Here is a 23,790-nt window from a genome sequence, read left to right as displayed (position 1 = left end):
ATGATATGAAGTTGATCAGAATAATTTAAATATATAAAATATTTTAATATTGACTGGATCTCATACATTGACTAAACTATTGTTAATTAACAAAAAAAGGCATTGAAGAGAAAAAGTAAAATGATGTTGTTTTCCACAGAGAGCTTCGGAAGCTGATAAGAAGCAAAAACGCTCATTTGAACAATGGTCATGGTTTCTGAGCTTCGTACTGAACATACATTAATGTATTAGTAGGCTGCGACGAGTTTTGGCACTCGTTATCAAAGTCACAGTATAAGAGCAGCTTTCTTACTCCGTACTTGTAAAGGCAACTAGTGTGAGCTATTTGCAAAATAAGGTGGTATCACTTGGAATTCAAACCTCGTCCTTAACATTACAGTTAAGGCCGGGGTTTTTTTGTTTTTTATTAAATTTGTTATGAAACAAGAAGGAGTGTGGCCAAAAGAGATTGCCGATCGTTATCATCAAGAATTTGCTGATTGTTTTTCCAGATTAGGATTTTCATTCGATACCTATACAAGAACGGATTCCGAACATCACCACAGAATCGTCCAAGAAATATTTATAAGTCTCCTTTCAAAAGGGCTTATTTATAAAAAAGAAATCGAACAAACCTATTGTGTACATGATCAGCAATTTTTACCTGATCGCTATGTTGAAGGGGAACTTGTCCCTATTGCGGTGCAAAAGCACGTGGAGATCAATGTGATTTTTGTTCAAGTGTTTTAGAGCCACTTGATTTATTAGAGAGAACTTGTAAAATTTGCGGAAACACCCCTGTAACGAGAAAGACGGAGCATTTTTACTTTTCGCTAAGTTCCTTCCAAGTACTCTTAGAGAACTACACTCAAGAAGCTGACATCAATAAACTATGGCGTGAAAATGCCATATCATTGACGAAAAGGTATTTAAAGGAAGGTTTGCAGGATCGCGCAGTTTCGAGAGATTTGCCTATTGGAGTAAGCGTTCCGGTTGCAGGTTATGAGGATAAGAAAATCTATGTTTGGGTTGAAGCCGTTTCGGGATATTATACGGCCAGTAAACTTTGGGCGAAAGAAAAGAATCAGGACGATTCAACGTTCTGGAATGCTTCGGCCACATCCTATTATGTTCACGGAAAAGATAATATCCCGTATCATTCGATCATATGGGCAGGAATCCTGGCTGGTCTTGGCATAGATCCATTACCAACACATATTGTTTCAAACGAGTATCTTACAGTGGAAAAGAAAAAGTTGTCGACTAGTAAAAATTGGGCCGTTTGGGTTCCAGAACTATTGGATAGATATGACCCTGATTCCATCCGTTACTTTTTAACCATCAACGCACCAGAAACCCGGGATGCTGATTTTTCTTGGAAGGAATTCATTTATAGCCACAACAGTGAATTGTTGGGGGCCTTTGGTAACTTTGTCAATCGCACATTGAAGTTTATTCAAAAGTCATTTGAGGGTGTTATACCTGAAAATGACATCACTCCATCCATACAAGAAAAGGTTAATCATTTATATAATGAAGTAGGATCCTTGATTGAACATACCTCTTTCAAACTAGGCTTGGAAAAGGTTTTTGAATTGGTTAGGTATGCAAATAAATACTTTGATGAACAGCAGCCTTGGAAGCAAATTCACGAAAAACCGGAGTCCGGTAAACAAACACTTGCCAATTGCGTTTATTTTATTGGAAATTTAGCACATGTATTGACTCCGTTTCTTCCTTTCTCAAGTGAAAAAGTTAAAAACATGTTAAATCTATCAGAAACAAATTGGAGTTCTACTTTGGTTAAACCAATACGAATATCAAACGTGGAACCGTTATTTGAACGAATGGATTTAATACGAATAGAGGAAGAGCTTGAGAGATTAAACAGTCCAACTGTTTAAAAATTTATCAGGACAGCGCCTAAGAGTATTTGAAGAAGATGTATTATTAATGAGCCTTTATGGGGATGTCGAAATTTGGTGAAAAATATTTTTTTACTGTATCCGTTTTCAGTTGTTAATATATACACATGCTTAAATATTTTAAATATTTACTCTCTTACGACTACTTTGAATAGTGTTGTGTATTCATTAGAACTTTTGCTAGGAGGTTAAATTATGCAGCAAGTACACAAATGCGAAAAACTGAATGAAAGGAAAGGTAATGAAGCCAATACAAAAACTGTTCGATTAAGTATTGAAATCCCAGAAAACATTAGAGAAAATTTCCGTGATGCAGTGGAAAATAACGGAAAGTCAATGAAAGATGTACTTCGAGTATACATGCAAAAATATATATGGAAACAGAGCGAATTACAAAGAAATAGACAAAAACGTCGTCAGAATATCTGATGTAAAAGAGTGAAAACCAAAGTGCCTTCCCACACGATGGTTTTCATACAAGGAATAATGTCACAAGTTTATTATAATTAAAAAACGAAGTATTTCCCAAGTATCTTGTAAGATTTACTAACACACTTTTTCTAAAATAGTGAACAAAAAGAGGCAGGCTTAACCAAAAGCCTGTCTCTTCCTGTATTTTTTACTAGTTTTCTAACTTCTTCAAGGTTTGAAGGACTTCTTTGATAGCCTCGTTTTCGTCATCCCCTGAAACCTCTAATGTAATCTCTGCTTGCTTAGGAATGGCTAATGATAAAACGCCGAGAACTGATTTTACACTTACAGTTCTTCCGTTGTGGGTAAGAAAAATATCCGAATTAAATTGAGAAGCCGTTTGAACTAATTGGTTGACCGGTTGAGCGTATAGTCCTGCTTTGTTATTAATTTTCACTGTTTGTTGAATCATTGTAGCCTCCTTGGGTGCCTTTGTACTGTTTATTTGGTTTACTATCACCATTCTCTTATGTATGAAACAAAATCATAAAAAATGCGGTTGATTTGTAAGTTAGGCAAAAATTTGTAGGGAACTCCAACTAACAGTGGGAAAACAATATAGCAGGGACACTGATATATTAAATTAATAAAAGGTTCAAGTTTATGCATTGAACCCATTAAACTAGTTGTTTTATGATATTTTGATTCCTGCGATACCACATAAACAGCCCCGCACGTAGAGCATTATCAACGGCAATAGAGCCCCATACGGCGGGTAAACCAAGGCCAAGCTTCCATGCGAATATATAAACACCCAGAGTGCGGATTAACCATATGCCAATAATGGTGACAACCATTGGATATTTACTATTTCCGCCAGCTTGGACTACAGATGTATCGACCGTCACTGAAGCTAGGAATGGCTGTGAGAGAGTGTCTATGAATAAGACAATCATGATTAAATGAATAACCTGTTCATTGGTTGTAAAAAATCTCCCCAGCCAAGGGCTTGTACTAGCTAATATAGCGGTTATGACTGTCATAGTTACCGCCGATTGAAGGTAACTCCACTTTCGATATTCTTGAACATCAGACCAATTATTTCGACCAATTGCTTGACCTATAAGAGTACTTGCGGCTACTGCAAAGCCACCGCCAATCGTAGAGGAGAAGGTGGTAATCGTACCGGCAATGTTATGCGCTGCATAGACTTCTGTTCCCATTCGGACAATGAATCCAAAATAGAGAACCTGGCCTAATCTCATGGATAACCTTTCAACCGTAGCAGGAACGGCAAAACGTATCATGCTGCGTGCTAATTTCCCAATGAACTTAAAATCGCTTCTTTTTAAAGCAATGTTCGAAATGTTTTGGGATTTTATAACCAAACGAGTAAATCCATATATTCTCGCAAAGATCATAGCTATTGCTGCACCTGTTAAACCTAAGCCAGCAAAAGAGCCTATTCCAAAAATTAAAAGGTAATCGAGCATAACATGGACGAAATTCATCTCAAAACCGATCCGAAGCGGGGTTTTGGTATCACCTATGGCTCGAAATGAAGCAGATTGGGCAGTAAATAAGGCCATGAATGGGGTTAAACCCAAAACAATCTTAAAGTAGGTTAAAGCGGCTTCTTTAAGCTGCTCGTTTGCTCCTGTAAATACTAATAATGGTTTGGCGAACAAGACTGAAATAACAGAGAAAAGTAAGCCAATTAAAAAGGAGATTAATAGCCCGTGAAAAATAACGTACTTACTTTGTTCAGTATCCTTTGCCCCAAAGGCTCTTGATAAAAAGACGGAAAGGGTGGCTGAAATCGCTGTAAAAACTCCAATATAGGTCATACTATATATATTTGTCAAACCGACTGCATTGATTGCTAATAGACCTAATCTTGCGATGAAAAAAGAGTCTGCTACTCCAAGTAGACTTTGCAAATAAGATTCAACTATCGCAGGTAATGCCACACCTAAGACTTCTTTTGCCTTAACGGGAAGGTTCATAATTGTATTCCTCATTTTTAAAGTTTAAGAGTTTATTTTATTTTCTCTCGTTTGTAAAGCAAATGCTACTTATGTATAGTGATTCTTTGGTGTTTGATATACGAGTAGACCCCGATAATAATAAAAATAATAATTGCCCCATTTGCAGTCATATTAATTATATTCATATCCGGAAATAGCCTATTCATTGTAGTGATCCAATCAGTCAAAACGGGATCCTTTAATATGCCGATAACCGCATTCTGTGCAATAAAAGCTCCCGCGATAATATTAATCCAAAAAAAGGTGGTGACAAGTTTTATCACTAATGGGAGAAATAGGAGGGATACTAAAAGACTAGAAAAGATTCCAAGCGTGACAGCTTCAACATGTTGAGATATTCCGGCAATAATGACCACACTGTCAAGACATATTAAAAAGTCTGTAGCCGCAAGAACCGATAAAACCTTAATTTTTATAAAGATTGATTGATAAGAAGGCCTTGTAAATGATTCTCCATCGATTGATTTTCGAACAAGTTTAAATGCTATAAATAGCAATATGATTCCCATCACGAGTTGGAGCATAGGAATATCTAATAATCTTTTTATAATAAATACATAAAAAGCTCTAGCGAGTGTAAGTACGATAATAGCTGGCAGGGTAATCTTTAAATGTGTATATTTACGTAATATAGCTCCTAATATTAACATATTATCAATGTCACTCACGAAAGTGACTAAAAAAACCTTAACTAGTTCATTCATTAGAATTCCCCTTTTTTTCATCTCCTTATTACATTTATGTAGAAATACATTTTAATATTAAACTATTTCGATTCACCAATGAAACTTTGGACATGAATCCCACTGGGTTCGTGTTCTTTTTTATTTGGCTGGTATTGAACTTGTGCATGTACAGTAGAAAAAGTTTCGGTGAAAATTTTTTAATAAATACTGGAAAATGATAAAGGTGTGTTATATAATTACAATCAATTAATTAAACTGTTATATAACAATTGAGAACGTAAAAAGTTAACATTAATTGAAAAGGGGAATGGAAAATGATGAAAATTGATGCGATTGCACGGAGAATCCTAGGTTGGAAGTTAAATAGATGGGACCGCTGGTATGATTATGAACAGGGGAGATTTATTCATGAGTCCGAGTTTCAGCCTGAGCAAAATATAGATCATGCCATGCTTATCGTCGAACGTTTACAGGAGCTAGGCTTTACGTATCAAATTAAAGGCCTCTCAAAAGTTTGCTTTAATGATATTTGTGCTACAGGGGAATCATTGGCGCAGGCTATTACTAACGCAGCCTACGAAATTGTGGAACGGCATTCCATTATGAATAGCACCAGGTTGTGGCAGAAATTGTGTTAGCTGTATTATTAATAGGTAGGATAAAAGTAACCCCCATCTTTGCGAAAGGGGTTATTTTTATTTTCGTGGGAATTTTTCGGATAGCATATCGTAAAGCAAACCTGTCCGTCTCGAATCTCGACCTCAGTCCTTCCTTTGTAGAAGTGAATAATTTTTTGCGTTATAGTTAGCCCAGGTCCAAAGTTACCTTTCGTACCTTTATAGAGTGTTTTAAATATCTGATTAATGCTCTTCTCAGGAATATGTGGTCCATCATTTTTAGCTCAAAAATCCATGAAGGACCCGAATCTGTGAAGTACTTTGCAGGAATTTCTTTTCGTCATCATCGGCCAATTGAAGGGCATCTTTTATTTCCAATATGTTGTTTCAATCTACAGATCCGAATACTGAGGTATTTTTGTGGAATTTCAAGTAAATATGTGAAATTCTTTTGAATGGTTTCAGTGGATTACAAATAATTGGTAGAATAGTGACATAAGACAAGGGGGGAAATGAATGAGTGAGTTAAGTAAATTGTTTCATGAAAGAATTGGCCTGTCACAGGGGCAAAACATTACTTTTGATTCATTAGATCGTGTTCTAGAAAAAACAGCGAAATCAATTCCGTTTGAAAATATATGTATTATTAATCGTAAGACAAGCGGGATTTCAAAGGCTAACTTAGTCGACAAAATCTTGATAAGAAGGGAGGGGGGAATCTGCTATGAATTGAATTCGCTTTTCTATTTCTACCTAATTGAAAATGGGTTTGACGCTGCCTTGGTCCGTGGTGTTGTTTACAATCATATTAAACAGGATTATCATGATCTTGGCAGAACGCATGTTAGTATTCTAGTGAATCATGAAGGTCGAGGCTATGTTGTGGATACTGGCTTTGGCGGGAATTTACCTTTGAAACCTGTTCCTACAACAGGAGAGACGGTCAGTTCTAATAATGGAGAATTTAGAATTCGCAAACTGGAGACGAATTATGGGGATTATGTGCTGGAGATGAAGTTAAAACATAAAGATACCGAGTGGAAAAAAGGCTATGCTTTTGACACTAGGAAGCTTATTTACAATGTAACAGAATTTAATGAGATCCAATCCATTATTTCCGAACATCCGGAGTCTCCTTTTAATAAAGTACCGTTACTTACTCGTCTTACTTGTAATGGAAATATAACTTTAACCAATTCTACATGGACAGAGTGGAAGGATGGGAATGCTTCAAAAGAAACCATCGATGCTGAAAGATTTAAGGAATTGGCTAAACAATATTTTGGTCTAAATCAAGAGTAAAATGAAAAGCAACGCCCAAAAGCGTTGCTTTGATTATTTTTCCGAAGTGTGAATGACTTGTACACGCCCTACTTGTCCATCTGTCAGGCGGACCTTAATACCATGAGGATGGGTCGCCGATTTGGTTAGGAGATCTTTGACAATTCCCCTCGTTAGCTTCCCCGTTCTTTGGTCTGCTTTTAAAACAATGTCAACGGTCATGCCCGGCTGCAGGTCGATCCGATTTCGTCCGTTCATTAGACACCCATTTTTCTGCGGGTATTGCTTGGCTTCTTTGATTGCTGGCTTTTCATTTTCTGTGTCGCTAGGCTGCCATTTGCAGTTCCTTTTCCTGAAGAAGATTGATTCTTTTTGTTTGCTAACTGTTGCTTCATTAGTTCTTGAAGACTAACCTTCTTTTTAGATTCTTCGGTTTGATTATTTTCAGTCATGGAAAATCTCCTTTTTCAAATTAGGTTTTGTTAATACAGTATAATCTATTTTTAAGGATAGGGAAAGGATCGCTAAAGTAAAATGTAAGTAATTCTTGGGAGAACAACTGTTAATTCAAAGCCTCTTAAATTTATAATAATATTGGTGGAAATATATGCTAATATCGTAAGATTTATTGTCTTTCTTTCAGAACAGTTTTAAAAAGGGGAGGTCACTTTAAATGATCGTGAAACAAAAGGAATTTTTCATTCGAAATTTGCGATATCTGGTAAGATCTGCAATGGAGAAGGATGCGAAAAGGTTGTCCAAAGTTAGAGTGCAGATCGATGGCGAAACGGAAAATATGGATAGGGAACAGGGGGAGGCATACATAGACGAATCAGGATTTATACAAAGCATTAAAAATGACACGGAAAGTTTAAATAATCTCTTTTTAGTGGCAGAAGTCAGTGGGGAAATTGTAGGATTCTCAAGATGTGAGGGGAACAAATTAAAACGGAGCTCTCATAAAGTTGAATTCGGTGTCTGTGTATTAAAGGAATATTGGGGATTCGGGGTAGGGAGAAATCTTTTAGAACAATCAGTTCAGTGGGCAGATAACAACGGTATTCATAAAATCATGTTAAATGTCCTTGAAACCAATGAAAAAGCTATTAAGCTTTTTCAAAAATATGGTTTTGAAGTAGAAGGGGTATTAAAAAAGGACAAACTGCTTTCTGATGGAAAATACTATAATACTATTTTAATGGGCAGGTTTAATGAAAATAAGTCACATTGACGTGAAATTCAACCTAAAAATGAGAACGGTCAATGAAAAATCATCTCATTGACCGCCAAGACTCCAAATTTCCTTAAATAATAAACAAAGCACTAACTAAATACAAACCCATCGCAATCGCAGCCCCAATCACAGAAATCTTCAATTTAAAACGAGCATAATCCACCAGCGGCATATCGAGAATAGAGGCCGTCGTAATCGTCGTATCGCCGAGCGGCGAAGTTAATGCGCCAAACGCTCCGCTGGCAAATACGGCACCGACTGTTAACGGAATCGATGCCCCAGTCGAAACAGCCAATGACATACCTAGGGGCATAAACAAACCCCAGGTTCCCCAGGAAGAACCGATGAAGTAACCAATCAAAGAACCGAGTACAAAAATCGTAACCGGGGTTAAAAAGGCTGGCAGAAATGACCCCAATGTTGAACTGATAAATTTTGAAAAACCGAGATCCTCAGCTGACAATGTCAATGACCAAATCAGGACTAGTAAACTAATGGCCTCCATCATTTGGTTCCCGCCATCATAAAAATGGTATAAGATTTCATGCAAAGGTTGGCGCCTTATGATGTAAAACACAAAGGATAGTACAAGTGTAATAAAAACAGCTAATAGCATAACGAAAGTCGCATCTGCCATCGAAAAAGCTTCGAAAACCGTATGAGCCCCTTTATCCGTTCCATCTTTCCACAATAGGAATAATGATAATCCCAAGAGTAAAAAGACTGGAAAAATTAAATGCCAAGGCTGTGCTTTTACTAAGGACAACTCTTTTTGAATGCCCGCCCGATGAAATTCATTTCCTTCCTCATCTAACAGTTCATGATCACGTTGTTGAGAGAGATTCCTTTTTGCTGGATTCCAAAAGGTTAAAAGGACCCCAATCACTAACATAACTATCGCAAAAAAATCAAACAAGATACTTAGCAAAAATACATGATAGGCCGACATGTTTAAGTGCAGCTTTCCGATACTTCCCTCGACTAAAGAAACCATGAATCCCACAAACGCTGTCGCAACGGGTAAAAGGACAATGACTGATTCCGTGGAGATATCCATCATCAAGCCGACCCTTTGTTTCGGAACGTTCATTTTTTTAATAAGAGATTTTACGACGGGCCCAATCATCATAATCCGAAACATCGGCATCATAAACGTGAACGGGAGGGTAAGCCAAATGAGTCCCAACAGTCCACGTTCAGTCTTAATCCTAGTTCCAATCCATTCCGAAAACCCTTTAATGCCTCCTGAAATATTCATCATGCCGACAAGCCCGCCAAATAAATAAAGAAACCCGATAATTTTAATATTGTTCCCATTGGAGAGGGTCGTGACGATATAGGAAACTGTTTGATAGGCTCCAGCTAATAAATCAGTTTGAACAATAAAAGCACCGGCCAGCAAGCCAACAACAAGACCCGGCAAGATGTTTTTCAGCCATATGGACATGGAAATAACAATAATAAAAGGTAACAGAGAAAGCCAAGTATGTTCCAAAGTCTCTTCCTCCGGCAATTAATCTTTAAACTATTTGTTTATTATTGCCAAGGCCGTGAACATTATGTTGCATGGCAGAATTAATTGCTCCTTTTGAGGGGAATGACACAAAAAAAGCCCGTATCACAAAGGATACAGGCCAATTATTGCTTTTAAAGTTTAGTCCTTTTTCAATCTTCCCGCTTTTTTGGCAGCCTCTTTTAAAATAACCTCTATTTGGGCGTTTACACTTCGCAGCTCATCTTCTGCCCATTTTTCCAATACTTCATATAATTTCGGATCCATTCGAAGCGGAAAAGCTTTTCTCTTACTCATTTCCTACACAACCTTAATAAATGCTTCCGGTATTGATGATTGGCTGCGTACCTTTCTCTGAGACAATCGCTACCATCAAATTATTGACCATCTGCGCTTTTTTCTCTTCATCAAGCTCGACAATGTCTTGTTCAGTAAGCTGGTCAATAGCCGCTTTTACTAGTCCAACTGCACCGTCAACGATGACTTTACGAGCGGATAAAACAGCTTGTGCCTGTTGTCGTTGCAGCATAGCAGAAGCGATTTCGGAAGAGTAGGCAAGATGCATAATCCGAGCTTCGATTACATCGACACCAGCAACATCAAGTCTTTTTTGAAGGTCCTGAACAAGCACATCGGCCACCTCATCACTATTTTGACGAAGAGTTAAAGTATTTCCGGTATTCTCAAACGAATCATAGGCATACCGGCTGGCAATATGACGAATACCGGTTTCACTTTGTATCTGGATGAATTTTTCATAGTTTTCTACATCATACAATGCTTTAGCAGCATCATTTACTTTATAAACAACAACAGCGGCAATTTCAATCGGATTACCTTCTAAATCATTTACTTTTAATTTCTCGCTATTAAAATTCGTCACACGTAGTGAGACACTCCGCTTGAACGTAAAGGGAATAGTTGCCCATAAACCTTGATCGCGAATGACACCGAGATAAGTACCGAAGAACGTTAAGACTTTAGCCTCGTTTGGTTGAACAATTGTTAAACTTGTTGCAATAACTAATCCTAAAATTAACACAATAACTCCGGCTATTTTTTCAGGGATTGTTGCACCAGTAACGAGTAAATAGATACCGAATCCAATACAGGCAAGTGCAATAATCATTGCGGCAAATCCATTGATTTTAAAAATTGATTTTTCCCTCATCTAGAACCCCTCCCAAAGGTAAAGTGATATAAAAGTGATATCACATTAATATCATAGTTCATTTGGTCAAAAAAGTAAATCATTACCAATGTAAAATTAATTACATAAGGGATGTATTAATTGATGGTGGAATTTGCTAAAATTAGTTAGAAATGGAGGAAGGGCTTTATGAAAGAAACCTTTTATCTAAAACTAAATGTTTATTTATTGCTTACAATCATTCCTTTATCCGTTCTTGGTTATTATTTTGCCGTCTTACATGAATCTATGTTTTTCTTATATGAATGGCTGCTTGCTGGTCTAGTACTCATTTCTATATTCATCTCCATTAAAAATATCGTATCCATCAGAAGTGGGCTAAAGTGGGTTGCTATTTCTATTCTGGCTTTCTTACTTCAATTTTCGGTTCTTGGATTATTTTTGGGACCATACACATATTTTCTAATGATTTATCTATATTATGTTGTGGCGATCCTTTCTTTTATTGTCTATATAGTAACGATGAGGAAAAGCAAAACCTTTAAGACGGTCCCAATCATCTTTACTATATTAACTGGACTATTTACGTTATATATGGTGTTTTTAGATGCTTTATGGGGAAGTAATTTAAGTTAAAAGTGATAATGATAGATTAGTTTTTTAGGAGGGTTCGTGTTGGACGAAAGGTATCCGATAGGGAAATTCGAATTTAATGGTGAAATGACGAACGAAGTAACAAGTGGTTGGATAAAGCAGATTGAAGAACTACCAGGACTTTTAAGAGAAGCTGTAAATGGCTTAAATAAAGAGCAGCAAGACACTCCATATCGATCTGGCGGCTGGACAGTCCGGCAAGTGGTCCATCACCTCGCAGATAGTCATATGAATGCTTATATTCGTTTTAAACTAGCTCTTACTGAAGACAATCCTGTCATCAAGCCTTATGAGGAAGGAAAGTGGGCAGAGCTTTCAGATAGTAAATTATCCATTGATGTTTCATTAGAACTTCTTGAAGCATTACATAAACGATTGGTCAACCTTTTGCTTCATTTAAGTCCGGCTGATATGAAAAAAACATTTATTCATCCTGCATCCGGCGGGATTTCTATAGGCAGGAACATCGGAATGTATGCTTGGCATGGCAGTCACCATCTTGCACATATTACATCTTTAATTAGTCGAAAAGGCTGGTAGGGACCACATGTCATTTTGAAAAATAAAAAGGGGGCATAGAATATGGAAGAAAATATGAAGATTCGAGAGGAAGTTTTGCAGTCTGTTAGTGGTTTATCTGATGAACAGTTGAATGTCCAAGTACAAGATGGACGCTGGTCGATTATGCAGGTTCTCCATCATCTGCACTTAATAGAGCGGGCCATTACATTTGCTATATCAGATCAACTGGCAAATGGAGAAACTAAAAGTGTAAGCGATAAACCAATACATGTAGCGATTAATCGGACAACGAAGATAAAAGCACCTTCAATTGTAGATCCCCAATACAAATTTATCACCCTAGTTGAAATGAAGAATAAGCTCTCACAATCTCGAGAAGCGTTAACGAAAGTGCTGGACACTGCTGAACCATCATTATTAGCGCAAAGAGCATATCCGCATCCTGTGTTTGGGGAATTAAGTTTAAAACAGTGGATTCCCCTTTTAGGATTGCATGAAAAAAGACATCTTGCACAAATTGAAGAATTGAAGGAAGAATTAAATTAACACTTTTTTTAGAGAATAAATTATTTATGCTGTCACATAATAAGAAGGAGTATTAGCATAGCAATTTGTCACACTAAAAGGAGGAAAAAAGTTTGATACAAGACAACTCTAACTCCAAAAATACGAAAAAAGCATCAACGGCAGACGGGGTAAACCAGCCTTTGATGTCAACAGGAACAACCGAACCAAGTTTTGATTGGGTTCCTAATGAATCCAACTCCACGACCGAACCGAAAATCGGAAATGCGGTGATCGGTGACAGAGACAGCAAAAACAAGTAAATCTTTGTTAGAAGGGGCACTATTTATTTAGTGTCCTTATTTTTTGATAATACGATCCTTTAGGAGGTTTCTATGAAATTTTGTTGAACTTGTATATAACAATAAAATTTCATTTCGGGGCGGTGGGAAGATGGAGGAAATTCAATATGCTTTTTTAGATGAATTGGGTGATTATCGTTTTGATTTTGAAAAGGGGATAGGATCAACCCACTTTATTATTGCGTCTATACTCCTAAAGGAATCAAATAAAGAGTCTTTAGAAAGGGAACTTGAGCAGATTTGCCAAAGGTACTTTCAAACTGGAGCAATCGATCCGAACATTATTGACCATGATCCAACTCAGACCATGCAGCTCATAAATGACCTAAAGGACTTACCATTCAGTATCTATGCCTATGTCATTGATAAAAGAAAAATAAGAGAAAACCATGGGATCTTGTATAAAGTACCTTTCCTTAAATACTTAAACAGACAAATCTATGATGACTTAAATCGAACGTTCGAACAGCTTGACTTTGCGGCAGATGAACAAGAATCTAAGCTATTTATTAGGTCATTTAACAATTATATTAAAACAAGAAGCATACCGGATTTATTTAATTACTCCACCTTCGGATTCAACCAAACTCGTTCAGACATCCTTCTTCAATTAGCGAACCTGTTAACCAGGATCCTTGCAACAGGATATGAAAGAACAATCTATACCGATCAATACCGTTCTTTTTCTAAAATCTTTAAAAGCAAGATTGCTGCCGTAAACCTTTTGCCCCAAGACTATAAAAACTTTCTTTTTGATTATCAACCAGAGCATCCTCACTCAAAAGATGATGAAATTATAATTAAGCAAGCGGTGAACTTAACTTATAAATATATTGAAAAGCATCGAAAAAGTGAAGATGAAGATGAGAGGCTTCGCTTAGATTTTCTAAAGTTACTTTTATTTAATTTAAAGGAAAATCCGGACGAGTATGTATATACGGAAGAGATCTTAGATAATCTGAATGCAATTAGGGATGTTAAATTAAATCCGCATAATTTCCGCTCTAACATAGTCTCTAAGCTGCGGGACAGCGGATTATTGATTGCAAGCAGTAATAAAGGCTACAAATTGCCGGTTTGTTTAAATGACTTATATGACTTTGTGAATTTATCAAGTCTCACGATTCATCCCATGATTCATAGAATAGCGAAATGCAGGGATCAGATTCTCCTTGCTACTAACAATGAGATCGACATTTTAGAGCAAAAAGAATATGATTATCTTAAAAGAATCATTGATTTAGGGAAAATGAAGATATAAAGTATCAGCTCAGTCAGCCGGCTGAGCTTTTTGCTATTTATAAATAAAAAATGACCTATTTACACTATATTAGCGTTCAAGTTCGAAAAACGTCATTTTAATGCTACTTTTTAAAAAGAAAATACGTTCTGCTTATGTTTATAAAGCGAAAGGCACAGGTCTATTGATAACTTTGCATATTTTTGCAAGTTTATTTATAAGGATCTTTTTGTAAATAGGGATTTACCCTAATAAACCTAAACAAAATTGAAAACGCTTTCGAAATAAATGTAATAAATATTCAAAAAAATATGCAAAAAAGGATTGTCAAACTAGTATTTTTAAAATATAATCTAGTTATTAAATGATGTGACAAAATATAACATGAAAATGAGAGGTAATGTGACGTGGCTGAAACACTAATTTCAAACGCAACTGCAAAAGCAACTTTAGAACAAATTAAAGAAGTAATCAAAGAAAAAAGTGTTGAACTTTTACACTTGCAATTTGTCGATATTGAAGGAATTTTAAAACACGTCACTGTTACAAGTGCGCAATTAGAAGATGTTGTTGAAGGAAAAATGATGTTTGATGGATCTTCTATCAAAGGGTTTTCACCTATTAATAAATCTGACCTTTATCTTCAACCAGATTTGAATACATTTGCTGTTCTTCCTTGGACAGTAGAAGAGGGATATTCAGAAGCTCGTTTCCTATGTTCAGCAGCAAATCCAGACGGAACTCCTTTTGAAGGAGATACTAGAAATGTTTTGAAAAAAACAGTAGAGCGTGCTGCTGATAAAGGATATACCATTTCAGTAGGCCCTGAGTTAGAGTTTTTCTTATTTAAAAACGATGACAATGGTTACGCAACTACAGAGTTAACTGATAAAGCTGGTTATTTTGAACCATCACCACATGATCTTGGCGAGCGCGTTCGTTTAGAAATCTACCGTGCGTTAAAAGCAATGGGCTTTACTATTGAAGCTTCTCACCACGAAGTAGCTGAAGGACAACATGAAATTAACTTTAAATATGCGGATGTATTAACAGCAGCTGACCTTGCAACTACCTATAAATGGGTTGTGAAAACAGTGGCGAAGAAATTTGGCATGCATGCTACCTTTATGCCCAAACCAGTATTCGGAATCAATGGTTCTGGTATGCACGTGAATATGTCATTCTTCAAAGGAAGCGAAAATGCATTCTTCGATCCAGCTGATGAGATGCAATTATCAGAAAAAGCGTACCAATTTATTGCGGGTGTTTTAGAAAACGTAAAGGGGATTGCAGCGGTAACAAACCCGTTAGTAAACTCTTATAAGCGTTTAGTACCTGGTTACGAAGCTCCTTGTTATATCGCTTGGTCTGCTTCAAACCGTTCAGCTCTAATTCGTATTCCAGCAAAACGTGGTCTTGCGACTCGTGTAGAATTGCGTTGTCCAGATCCATCTGCTAACCCTTATTTAACATTTGCAGTGATTGCATCTGCAGGTTTAGATGGAATTGAAAAAGGTCTTGAAGCACCAGCACCAATTAACGATGACATTTTCCACATGAGTGAAGAACAAAGAGCATTCAGGGGGATTGATAACCTACCAGGCAGCTTAGCTGAAGCTGTTAAAGAATTAGAAGCAGGAGAAATTGCTTTTAATACACTTGGTGAGCATGTTTACAATGAATATGTATCTATGAAAAAAGCAGAATGGGATAGCTACCGTACAGCAGTTCATACATGGGAAATCGATAACTATCATTCTAAATTCTAATAAGAAAAGCTGGGCAGGGGTAATCAAAGCCCCTGTTACCCGCTTTTTTTATTTGTTTTGAAAAAGGATGCCACTAAATATAGTAATGTCTTCAGTATTTTTGTTATTAAATGATTACTAATTTAACCTTCGCTTGATTAGCCGCGGTTATCCCACGCCCTCTTAAATAGGTATAATCCAAAGACAAGAAAAGCAAGCAAGCCAATTAAAGCAATTAGGAAGTTAATAACGGTAACAAGTAAACCGCCTAGGCCGATGATTCCAAGCAATGTGCTAATCCAGCCCAATACAACTGCTAGTACCCAAAAGACCCCTGTTAAAAATCCAAGAAAAAGTCCCCAGGAAGAAGAATTATGACTCATTTCATTTCACCTCCTGTCATCGGTAGTTCATCAACATTGTATGCGTTTACCTGATGATTTGTTTTATTAAAATAGAAAAAGAGGCATATGACCAACATAACTCAAGCTTGAAAACTGGGCATTCGGAAAATGTTTTACTCCATCATTCTTATGAATGGTGGATTTTTTCGTCATGGTTCTATCCCTATAAGATTTAATTAAAAAAGACCTGATTCTATACAGAGTCAGGTTTTGTTTGTAAAAAGAATTCTAAAAATTTACATGACTTCTACACTCCCTTCACATTGGCTTAATGGAGTTAATGTATTCAAAGGCATCTGTGAAGGTGACCTATAATGACGGAACAAAGAAGACGGTACCACTCAACTATGAAACCTTGTTCAAACCTGGAGATGTGATAAATGGTAAAATCGCGGGCGTTTCCATGAATGCAAACGGCCAAGTTATGACCAAATCAAATGGAACTCCATACGTATCGACAGCTCCTGATATGAATAGCTTGATGAAGGTTCCCGGATTACCAAAAAATACATATTATTTGATCAGCCACTATGAATCCATGCCCAAAAACGAAAATGGATTAGAAAATCCCGGAACCATGAGCCTGAGCACACTAAAGATGGACCCGGCTACAGGTGGATTGACTGTCATCGACATCAAACCTATTGATTTTTCAGCTGTTCACGGGATTTGGAAGCCGTGTGCTGGTTTATTGACTCCATGGAATACCCACCTTGGCTCGGAAGAAACAGACCCAGATGATAGAGCACATGAAAAAAATCCTTCAGCTTCTGCGGTAACTAATTTCATGAAAAACTACTATAATCATCCAACTATAACGGGCAATCCCTACTACTACGGTCACGTACCAGAAGTAACAGTGGACGCTAAGGGTGCCACAAAGGCGGTCAAACATTACAGTATGGGCAGAATGACCTTTGAACGAGTAAAGGTAATGCCTGATAATCGAACCGTTATTTATGGAATCAACAGCAATCCTGGCGGGTTGTTTATGTATGTGGCTGACAAAGGAGAAGGATTTATCCGCAGGTACACTTTATGCGGCTAAATGGGTCCAAACCCGCACAGAAAATGGCGGTTCTGCTAATCTTGAATGGATCAAGCTTGGACATGCAACTGATAAAGAAATACAAAGGCTCGCTGAAAAAACCAAATTCAGCGATATCTTTGATGCTACAGATGATGCTGTAAAAGGAAAAGCGGAAGGGTATAAAGCGATTAAAACAGCGGCGAATGGCGAGAAAGTAGAGTGGGTGAAAGTGAAACCGGGGATGGGTACCGCTGCCGCGTTCTTAAAAACTCATCGTTACGCAGCTAACCTCGGCGCAACAGTTCAATTTAATAAGATGGAAGGTCTTGATTTTAACGAAAAAGACAAGAAGGTTTACGTTGCTATCTCCTACCAAGAAAAAACGATGTTGGCTGACCCAACTGCACCTGCAGATGGTATCCATCTTTCAAAAATTAGTGCAGGGGGAGTTTAAGAGCTTTCCTTCAAATCTAATAGAAAAACAAGGGATGACAAGAAAATTAACAGTCATTATGTACCCGTAAGCATGACGGGAACCCTAATGGGCGAAGATTTAGCAGCTCCGGATGCGGATGGAAATACCGCCAACGTTGATAAGATTGCGAATCCGGACAATGTCGTATTTTCACAAGATATGAGGACGGCTGTTCTTTGCTGAGGACTCGGATAACCATGAAAATAACTATACATGGGCTTATAATGTTGATACCAAAAAACTCTCTAGAATTCTATCAGTGCCAGGCGGCGGGGAATCTACCGGCCTGCAAATGGTCGATAACCTTGACGGACATACCTATTTGATGAACAGTTCACAAAATCCAGGATATGTTGGTTATCTTTTAGGGCTTCCGTTTCTGGGGAAGGATCATAAATAATTGGACAGGTAGTATGGCGCAGTCTTGTTTTAAAGCGAGGCTGCTTTTTTTGTATGATAACCAAGTCGGCCGTTAATCTGATGTTAAAGGATCATCGTCAGCTAGTTTAACATTTCCAACAGTTTCTATGTGGACTTTTTCTTCCTTCAACGTTTCATGAACCTTGATAAGTTCTTCATATTGATTTTTACATATTTCAACATCATTCAGTATAGTTGGGGTCAATGAGACCTCAATCTGATCTTCAGATAAAGGAATGCGGATCGTTTCCATTTTTGTATCCGCAGGATTTTCTGGATTTGCTACTTTTTTCTCGATAATTAGGTCCTCACGGGTGACAGGAACCAGAATTTGCTTTTCCTCGGTATACTTTTTCTTATAAATGGTAACATCGGCTGTATCAACCCACTTTTTATTTATTTCGATTTCTTCCTTATGTAGTTGGAGTGTTACTTCATCTTGGTGGTCTAATGGTGAATTCTGCTGTTCAGTCAACTAAATTTCCCTCCATAGGAAAGTGATGGGACACCTATTCATTGCCTAGCAATGAATAGGTGCTTTTTTTTAACTGTTATTTATATCGCTAAAGCTTGACGAATCGGAAACGATATTCACACTTCCAGTTGTATCAACATGAGCCTCTTCGCGTTTGAGCGTCTCCTGGACTTGCTGTGTTTCCTCAACTTGACGTTTAGAAGCAGTGATTTCCTCAGTCGTTACCGCATACTTGTTTACCTCCACTTGTTCCTGAGATACAGGGATTGTGACGGTCTCCTGCGAGATGGCTGATGAATCGCTTCGTTCGTTATTCATAGGGGTTCTCTTTATGACAACTTCCTCATGCATGACAGGAACCTCAACCGTTTTTTGCTCTTCAACAACATCCTTAGAAATCACTACTTCTCCAGCATCGACATTATTTTTTGTAATGTCTAACTCTTCTTTATGAAGTTGAAGTGTGCTGTCATTTTGATTACTTTGGGTAGTGGAAGTGGTTTGGTTCCCTTGATTACTTGAATCAGTCTGGCTATTTTGATTGTCGGTATTTTTTGATTGGTCATCACTAAATAAACCTAAGAAGTCGCTCATAAAAATCCCCCTTGTAAGTTTGATATTGGTCAAGCCTCTTATAGAATGTGCTAGGAAGAAATCTTTATTCTTTAAAATTGTGTTGAAAAAATGGAAAAAGTATGAGGTTCACGAGTGGAAGGTGAATAAACATTAGAAATAATGTGTTGATTTTTGGACACAGAGCTTTGGGTGAGTTTGTGATATTCTGAACATAAATTATTAAATTCATTATTGGAGGATCATAAAATGAGCTGCAATTGTACATCGAAACTAAAAAGCGGGAAAGATGTTGTTGATCATGTGAAAAGTAAAGGTAAGGAAAACTTTTCCCCGACAGTGGCTCGTAAGATAACATGTGAGTGTGGAGAAACCTTTACATTACAAATTATTGTTATGAACTGTCCAAAATGCGAAATGACCTATGCTGTTACGCCTTGCGGTTCATCTGATAAAAACAATATTAAGGCAGCGGGTATTAAATACGCCTAATATAGGCTAACATTAATAAGCCATAAAAATACAGGTTCGAAGTCTATCCTGTATTTTTGTGGCTTATTTTTATGTTAAAATGACATAATCTGAAAACAAATCAGGAGCAAATCGTCTGTTGTAATTACAACCTATTTACTTTAATGAGAAGGAGATTTTAGCAAATGATGAAGTCTAATGAAAAAACCGCGTTATTAATTATGGATTTGCAAAATGGTATTGTTTCACGATACTCGGAAAAGCAAGACATTCTTGTTCCATTTCAAAAGGCGGTGGAAGCAGCGCGTGGGAACGATATTCCCGTAATATTTGTTCGCGTGGCCTTTAGTGAAGGGTATCCTGAGAACAATCCACGTAATAAAATGTTTTCAGTATTGTCTAAATCTGGTGGAATGACGGTTGTAGATCCAGGGACGCAAATTCATGAAGCTATTCAACCACGACCTAATGAACCAGTCGTAACTAAGTTTCGGGTTAGTGCTTTTGCTGGGAGTAACCTCGAAGTCATTCTTCGATCGATGGGAATTGACACTTTAGTATTGAGTGGGATTGCTACAAGTGGTGTTGTTCTATCAACATTAAGGGAAGCGGCGGATAAAGACTATGCAATTAAGGTCCTTTCGGATGCTTGTCTCGATGGTGACCCTGAGGTTCACCGTGTTCTGACTGAAAAAGTGTTCCCGCGTCAAGCAGAAGTGATGACAGTGGATGGCTGGGTTAATTCCTTGAAATAAGCATTTAACTATCTGGTGGCACGGTGTGCTACTGAATGCAGATGATATTCAGACAAGGGCAGGTGAAAAAATAAGAGCCCTATCCGAACAAGGGACGCCTTTGGACAAGAGAAGGCAAAAAACTGAGAGCCCTGTCCGAACATGAGGCGTCTTCGGACAAGAGAAGGCAAAAAAATAAAGTCCCTGTCCGAACATGGTGCGTCTTCGGACAAGAGAAGGCAAAAAAATAAAGTTTCTGTCCGAACATGGGGCGTCTTCGGACAAGAGAAGGCAAAAAAATAAAGTCCATGTCCGAACATGGGGCGTCTTCGGACAAGAGAAGGCAAAAAACTGAGAGCCCTGTCCGAACATGAAGTGCCTTCGGACAAGAGAAGGCCAAAAAATAAAGCACGTGTCCGAACATGGGGCGTCTTCGGACAAGAGAAGGCAAAAAGCTGAGAGCCCTGTCCGAACATGAGGCGCCTTCGGACAAGAGAAGGCAAAAAAATAAAGTTTCTGTCCGAACATGGGGCGTCTTCGGACAAGAGAAGGCAAAAAAATAAGGTCCCTGTCCGAACATGGGGCGTCTTCGGACAAGAGAAGGCAAAAAAACTGAGAGCCCTGTCCGAACATGAAGTGCCTTCGGACAAGAGAAGGCAAAAAGCTGAGAGACCTGTCCGAACATGAAGCGCCTTCGGACAAGAGAAGGCAAAAAAATAAAGCACGTGTCCGAACAAAGGTCACCTTCGGACAAGAGAAGGCAAAAAACTGAGAGCCCTGTCCGAACACGAGGCGCCTTCGGACATGAGAAGGTAAAAAAATAAAGCACGTGTCCGAACAAAGGGCTTCTTCGGACAAGAGAAGGCAAAAAATAAGAGAATCTGTCCTAACACGGTCCACCTGCAGACAAGAGATTGCAAAAAGTAATAACCCTGTCCGAATTCAAATCCACTTCGGACAAGGGCATAATGAAAATGGAGAACGAAAGTCTGAACCTTGTCCAGTTGGTACAAGGGAAAACACAAAGACTTAATCAAGTCCCGGGGTATTGAAAAATCATAAAACTAATATCTATTTATAATAGGTATCACTAGTAACTCCAAACGCAGTAAAGTGTTTCTTCAAAGCTCTAGAAAATGTCCTTCTATTTAAGTCCACATTGCACCACTCATAAATACTTTGAGTCGTTATCTTACGTTCAGGAAACAAAAGCATTAATTCCTTCGTATGCCGAAAAATAGCTTCCTCAATCTTTTCATGACATCCACACTTTTCGCAAACAAATTCATTATTTTTAATAGAAACCTCAAAAGACATACAAATTTTACAATAAACGCCTTTTTTTTGCTGTTCATAAAAATATTTAGGCAAAGTTGTAAATGGATTTTTGGTTTGATGTAATGAAATGAGTTTTTGGGCTAGTTTTTTATGACCGTCATTCAACTTAGAAGGAGTTTTATTTAAATCATTAAAAAAGCGATTTACCTGCGTTGGTAAAATAATAGGTAGATCCATGGGGGCTCGATATAATGTAAATTCAGGATTGATAAAAATAACGGAAGCTTCCACTAGGTAATTAAGCTTGAGGGATTGAAGAAGTTGGCGGAGTAGACTCGAACTTCTTTTTAACTGAACTACCGGATTTTTATATTCACGATCGGTCTTTACGGAAATAAGTTTGTCAGATTCTAAGTGGAAATCACATTGAAAATTTTTCACATCCAATAAATGAATAACTCCTTGTGAAATAATCAAGCTATCAATTTGAAAATAGGATTGTTTACTTTAAGGAACAAGTCATTTATGATATACCTTTCTTCCTGAAGACTTTCTGCAAGAAGGTCAAATTTCACTTCGCCTTCGTAGCCTTTTTCCAAGCTTAAATAGTGCCATTTTTCTTCTTCTGCTAATTCCATTCGTGCATTTAAAAATCTCATCATCAATAATTCATATGACTCTGATCTTCCTTTGAGTAACATATGCCACTTCCTTTCTTAAGCTCTAAGTTTATTTTATAAAAAAATATCAAACTGCCATTTACGAGATATGAATATTCTGTTACATTTCAATTATTTTTTTTTAATATCAATATAGGACCTTTTGAAATACCATTTATTAGTCACTAAACCAATTCCCACAATTTAAAAAAACTCGCCGTCGATCGAACATGGCGAATTTTTTACAGCGCTTAAATAAAACTTCTCACATTATTATTCCGGCTAAACTTATAAATCGCAATCATGAAGAACACAAGAGCGAAGGCCAATAAGGTTACCAGATTCAATGACAAACTGCTGAGCGTGTGTCCTTTTTGCAGATCGGAAATGGTGTCGAGCAGCCATCTTTGCGGCAGAAAATCCGCAATTTTTTGTGCTGCCTTTGGCATAATTTCCACTGGCCAAAAGCAGCCGGCCAACAGACAAGTGGGTGTCATGATAAGATTTTGCAAGGCACCTGCCGAATTGGAATTGGTGGCGAATGCAGTAATGACCAATGATAAACCGACAGAGACAAGCGAGAAAAACATCATCACACCAATCAATTCTAAGTAGGGGACTCCAGCTGAAATTCCAAAGATTTTCGTCATAACGGTCAGGGTGACTACCACTTGAATGGTCATAATGATCATATTGACAATCACATTAGAAAGAACATACTTTTTTCCGTCAATTGGTGCTGACATAATCCGGAAATAGGTACGGTTTTCTTTTTCTTTTAAAATCAATTCAGATAGGCCGCCTGCAGAGTTAAGCATAACCATCAGCAGAAAGCCAATCGTTTGAATGGTCATATCGTTGTTATTAGATGTATCTTTTAAAGAATGGGTAGATACTTTAAACTCCGAATTGTGGTAATTTTGATAGAGAGTATTAAACACCGTAACATCCCCATTGGCAGCAGAGCTTAAGGACGAGAGGTTACCAATATAGTTGTTTAGGTAAGCCTTAATATAAGTCGTGACCTGTGCCCCTTTAATGGAGACGATTTGCACCTCCGGCTCTTCACCGTTCATGATCGCTTCTGAAAAACCTGGTTCGAGGATAATTGCGCAATCCAGGGCGCCAGAAGCGATTTTGTTTTTGACCTCAGATTCTGCTAGTTTACTTGTTTTTACATTATTTAAATCGCTGATAAACCTGCTGGTATTTTTCGAAATCGTCGTCTGATCCAGATCGACAATCCCGGCATTGAGATAGGTGGGACCTGTATTGCCATACGCCATGAAGGCGATGAAGATGCCCAATAACGGCACAAGAACGTATGCGAAAATTCTTCGCTTGTTTAAAAAGATGGAACGTAATGAATTGGATACCAGCCACATAATTTCCTTCAT

Annotated in this window: 28 protein-coding genes and 1 pseudogene; 15 read left to right on the top strand and 14 right to left on the bottom strand. The window is 37.7% G+C overall.

Annotation, left to right across the window (positions count from 1 at the left end):
- Window positions 1-420: 420 nt before the first annotated feature.
- Together metG and M3226_RS19300 are read left to right on the top strand one after the other, a co-directional pair.
- A pseudogene (metG, locus tag M3226_RS19305) lies at window positions 421-1,883 on the top strand (methionine--tRNA ligase); the annotation flags it as partial.
- A 216-nt stretch (window positions 1,884-2,099) separates the two neighbouring features.
- Window positions 2,100-2,333 (top strand): hypothetical protein, encoded by a 234-nt coding sequence (locus tag M3226_RS19300; RefSeq protein ID WP_251568254.1) that lies wholly within the window; start codon window positions 2,100-2,102, stop codon window positions 2,331-2,333.
- Window positions 2,334-2,526: 193 nt separating this feature from the next.
- On the opposite strand, the gene M3226_RS19295 is transcribed toward M3226_RS19300, so the two are convergent.
- The 3 genes from M3226_RS19295 to M3226_RS19285 form a co-directional block, all read right to left on the bottom strand.
- On the bottom strand, window positions 2,527-2,787 hold the full coding sequence (locus M3226_RS19295; RefSeq protein WP_251568252.1) for an HPr family phosphocarrier protein: 261 nt from the start codon (window positions 2,785-2,787) through the stop codon (window positions 2,527-2,529).
- A gap of 205 nt (window positions 2,788-2,992) precedes the next feature.
- A complete protein-coding gene (locus tag M3226_RS19290) occupies window positions 2,993-4,321 on the bottom strand; it encodes an MATE family efflux transporter (RefSeq protein ID WP_251568250.1) in 1,329 nt (442 codons plus the stop codon).
- Between the two features lie 65 nt (window positions 4,322-4,386).
- On the bottom strand, window positions 4,387-5,067 hold the full coding sequence (locus M3226_RS19285; RefSeq protein WP_251568248.1) for a TerC family protein: 681 nt from the start codon (window positions 5,065-5,067) through the stop codon (window positions 4,387-4,389).
- Window positions 5,068-5,363: 296 nt separating this feature from the next.
- Between M3226_RS19285 and M3226_RS19280 the strand changes: the two genes are divergently transcribed.
- The gene (locus tag M3226_RS19280) at window positions 5,364-5,687 is read left to right on the top strand and encodes a BC1872 family protein (protein ID WP_251568246.1); all 324 of its coding nucleotides are present in this window, start codon (window positions 5,364-5,366) and stop codon (window positions 5,685-5,687) included.
- 495 nt (window positions 5,688-6,182) lie between these two features.
- Window positions 6,183-6,968 carry an arylamine N-acetyltransferase family protein gene (locus tag M3226_RS19275; protein WP_251568244.1) on the top strand — a complete coding sequence of 262 codons (786 nt, stop codon included), beginning with the start codon at window positions 6,183-6,185 and terminating at the stop codon, window positions 6,966-6,968.
- A 33-nt stretch (window positions 6,969-7,001) separates the two neighbouring features.
- On the opposite strand, the gene M3226_RS19270 is transcribed toward M3226_RS19275, so the two are convergent.
- Both M3226_RS19270 and M3226_RS19265 read right to left on the bottom strand, forming a co-directional pair.
- Window positions 7,002-7,205, bottom strand: a complete 204-nt coding sequence (locus M3226_RS19270) for a YwbE family protein (protein WP_251568243.1) — start codon at window positions 7,203-7,205, stop codon at window positions 7,002-7,004.
- Entirely contained in the window at window positions 7,205-7,399 is a 195-nt protein-coding gene (locus tag M3226_RS19265) for a hypothetical protein (RefSeq protein WP_144566570.1), read from the bottom strand. Before M3226_RS19265 ends, M3226_RS19270 begins: the two co-directional genes overlap by 1 nt.
- A 221-nt stretch (window positions 7,400-7,620) precedes the next feature.
- Between M3226_RS19265 and M3226_RS19260 the strand changes: the two genes are divergently transcribed.
- Entirely contained in the window at window positions 7,621-8,178 is a 558-nt protein-coding gene (locus M3226_RS19260; protein ID WP_251568241.1) for a GNAT family N-acetyltransferase, read from the top strand.
- Window positions 8,179-8,251: 73 nt separating this feature from the next.
- On the opposite strand, the gene M3226_RS19255 is transcribed toward M3226_RS19260, so the two are convergent.
- The 3 genes from M3226_RS19255 to M3226_RS19245 all read right to left on the bottom strand — a co-directional run bounded on the left by M3226_RS19255 (window position 8,252) and on the right by M3226_RS19245 (window position 10,865).
- Window positions 8,252-9,676: a Na+/H+ antiporter NhaC family protein gene (locus M3226_RS19255; RefSeq protein ID WP_251568239.1), complete on the bottom strand. Its 1,425-nt coding sequence runs from the start codon at window positions 9,674-9,676 to the stop codon at window positions 8,252-8,254.
- Window positions 9,677-9,835: 159 nt separating this feature from the next.
- The gene (locus M3226_RS19250; protein ID WP_144566568.1) at window positions 9,836-9,991 is read right to left on the bottom strand and encodes an Arc family DNA-binding protein; all 156 of its coding nucleotides are present in this window, start codon (window positions 9,989-9,991) and stop codon (window positions 9,836-9,838) included.
- A gap of 13 nt (window positions 9,992-10,004) precedes the next feature.
- A complete protein-coding gene (locus M3226_RS19245; RefSeq protein WP_251568237.1) occupies window positions 10,005-10,865 on the bottom strand; it encodes an SPFH domain-containing protein in 861 nt (286 codons plus the stop codon).
- 168 nt (window positions 10,866-11,033) lie between these two features.
- On the opposite strand from M3226_RS19245, the gene M3226_RS19240 reads away from it, so the two are divergent.
- The 6 genes from M3226_RS19240 (at window position 11,034) to glnA (ending at window position 15,895) form a co-directional block, all read left to right on the top strand.
- On the top strand, window positions 11,034-11,480 hold the full coding sequence (locus tag M3226_RS19240; RefSeq protein ID WP_251568235.1) for a hypothetical protein: 447 nt from the start codon (window positions 11,034-11,036) through the stop codon (window positions 11,478-11,480).
- 36 nt (window positions 11,481-11,516) lie between these two features.
- Window positions 11,517-12,038 (top strand): YfiT family bacillithiol transferase, encoded by a 522-nt coding sequence (locus M3226_RS19235; protein WP_251568226.1) that lies wholly within the window; start codon window positions 11,517-11,519, stop codon window positions 12,036-12,038.
- 42 nt (window positions 12,039-12,080) lie between these two features.
- A complete protein-coding gene (locus tag M3226_RS19230; RefSeq protein ID WP_251568224.1) occupies window positions 12,081-12,566 on the top strand; it encodes a DinB family protein in 486 nt (161 codons plus the stop codon).
- A gap of 92 nt (window positions 12,567-12,658) precedes the next feature.
- Window positions 12,659-12,847: a hypothetical protein gene (locus M3226_RS19225; protein WP_251568222.1), complete on the top strand. Its 189-nt coding sequence runs from the start codon at window positions 12,659-12,661 to the stop codon at window positions 12,845-12,847.
- Between the two features lie 130 nt (window positions 12,848-12,977).
- Window positions 12,978-14,147, top strand: coding sequence for a DUF3800 domain-containing protein (locus M3226_RS19220; protein ID WP_251568220.1), 1,170 nt, complete (start codon window positions 12,978-12,980; stop codon window positions 14,145-14,147).
- Window positions 14,148-14,533: 386 nt separating this feature from the next.
- Window positions 14,534-15,895: a type I glutamate--ammonia ligase gene (glnA, locus tag M3226_RS19215; RefSeq protein WP_251568218.1), complete on the top strand. Its 1,362-nt coding sequence runs from the start codon at window positions 14,534-14,536 to the stop codon at window positions 15,893-15,895.
- A gap of 137 nt (window positions 15,896-16,032) precedes the next feature.
- Here glnA and M3226_RS19210 read toward each other — a convergent pair whose 3' ends face one another.
- Window positions 16,033-16,257: an ABC transporter gene (locus tag M3226_RS19210; protein ID WP_144566557.1), complete on the bottom strand. Its 225-nt coding sequence runs from the start codon at window positions 16,255-16,257 to the stop codon at window positions 16,033-16,035.
- A 301-nt stretch (window positions 16,258-16,558) separates the two neighbouring features.
- Here M3226_RS19210 and M3226_RS19205 point away from each other — a divergent pair, with 301 nt between their 5' ends.
- Window positions 16,559-17,326 (top strand): alkaline phosphatase PhoX, encoded by a 768-nt coding sequence (locus M3226_RS19205; protein WP_251568208.1) that lies wholly within the window; start codon window positions 16,559-16,561, stop codon window positions 17,324-17,326.
- The gene (locus tag M3226_RS19200; protein ID WP_251568199.1) at window positions 17,274-17,762 is read left to right on the top strand and encodes a hypothetical protein; all 489 of its coding nucleotides are present in this window, start codon (window positions 17,274-17,276) and stop codon (window positions 17,760-17,762) included. The genes M3226_RS19205 and M3226_RS19200 overlap by 53 nt, the downstream gene beginning before the upstream one ends.
- Before the next feature lie 493 nt (window positions 17,763-18,255).
- Here M3226_RS19200 and M3226_RS19195 read toward each other — a convergent pair whose 3' ends face one another.
- Together M3226_RS19195 and M3226_RS19190 are read right to left on the bottom strand one after the other, a co-directional pair.
- A complete protein-coding gene (locus M3226_RS19195) occupies window positions 18,256-18,678 on the bottom strand; it encodes a YsnF/AvaK domain-containing protein (protein ID WP_251568197.1) in 423 nt (140 codons plus the stop codon).
- A gap of 69 nt (window positions 18,679-18,747) precedes the next feature.
- On the bottom strand, window positions 18,748-19,272 hold the full coding sequence (locus tag M3226_RS19190) for a YsnF/AvaK domain-containing protein (protein WP_251568195.1): 525 nt from the start codon (window positions 19,270-19,272) through the stop codon (window positions 18,748-18,750).
- Window positions 19,273-19,500: 228 nt separating this feature from the next.
- Here M3226_RS19190 and M3226_RS19185 point away from each other — a divergent pair, with 228 nt between their 5' ends.
- Entirely contained in the window at window positions 19,501-19,743 is a 243-nt protein-coding gene (locus tag M3226_RS19185) for a hypothetical protein (protein ID WP_251568193.1), read from the top strand.
- Window positions 19,744-19,907: 164 nt separating this feature from the next.
- Complete coding sequence (locus M3226_RS19180; RefSeq protein WP_251568191.1) at window positions 19,908-20,477, top strand: cysteine hydrolase family protein; 570 nt, start codon at window positions 19,908-19,910, stop codon at window positions 20,475-20,477.
- 1,050 nt (window positions 20,478-21,527) lie between these two features.
- On the opposite strand, the gene M3226_RS19175 is transcribed toward M3226_RS19180, so the two are convergent.
- From M3226_RS19175 to M3226_RS19170, 3 genes are all read right to left on the bottom strand, one after another.
- Window positions 21,528-22,175 (bottom strand): NERD domain-containing protein, encoded by a 648-nt coding sequence (locus M3226_RS19175; RefSeq protein WP_308211964.1) that lies wholly within the window; start codon window positions 22,173-22,175, stop codon window positions 21,528-21,530.
- Between the two features lie 32 nt (window positions 22,176-22,207).
- A complete protein-coding gene (locus tag M3226_RS32525) occupies window positions 22,208-22,435 on the bottom strand; it encodes a hypothetical protein (RefSeq protein ID WP_308211959.1) in 228 nt (75 codons plus the stop codon).
- A gap of 209 nt (window positions 22,436-22,644) precedes the next feature.
- Complete coding sequence (locus M3226_RS19170) at window positions 22,645-23,790, bottom strand: ABC transporter permease (RefSeq protein WP_251568189.1); 1,146 nt, start codon at window positions 23,788-23,790, stop codon at window positions 22,645-22,647.

It is taken from the genome of Neobacillus cucumis, from assembly GCF_023715505.1.
The sequence above is the reverse complement of the archived record's forward strand: the minus strand, read 5'-3'. Positions and strand labels throughout refer to the sequence as shown.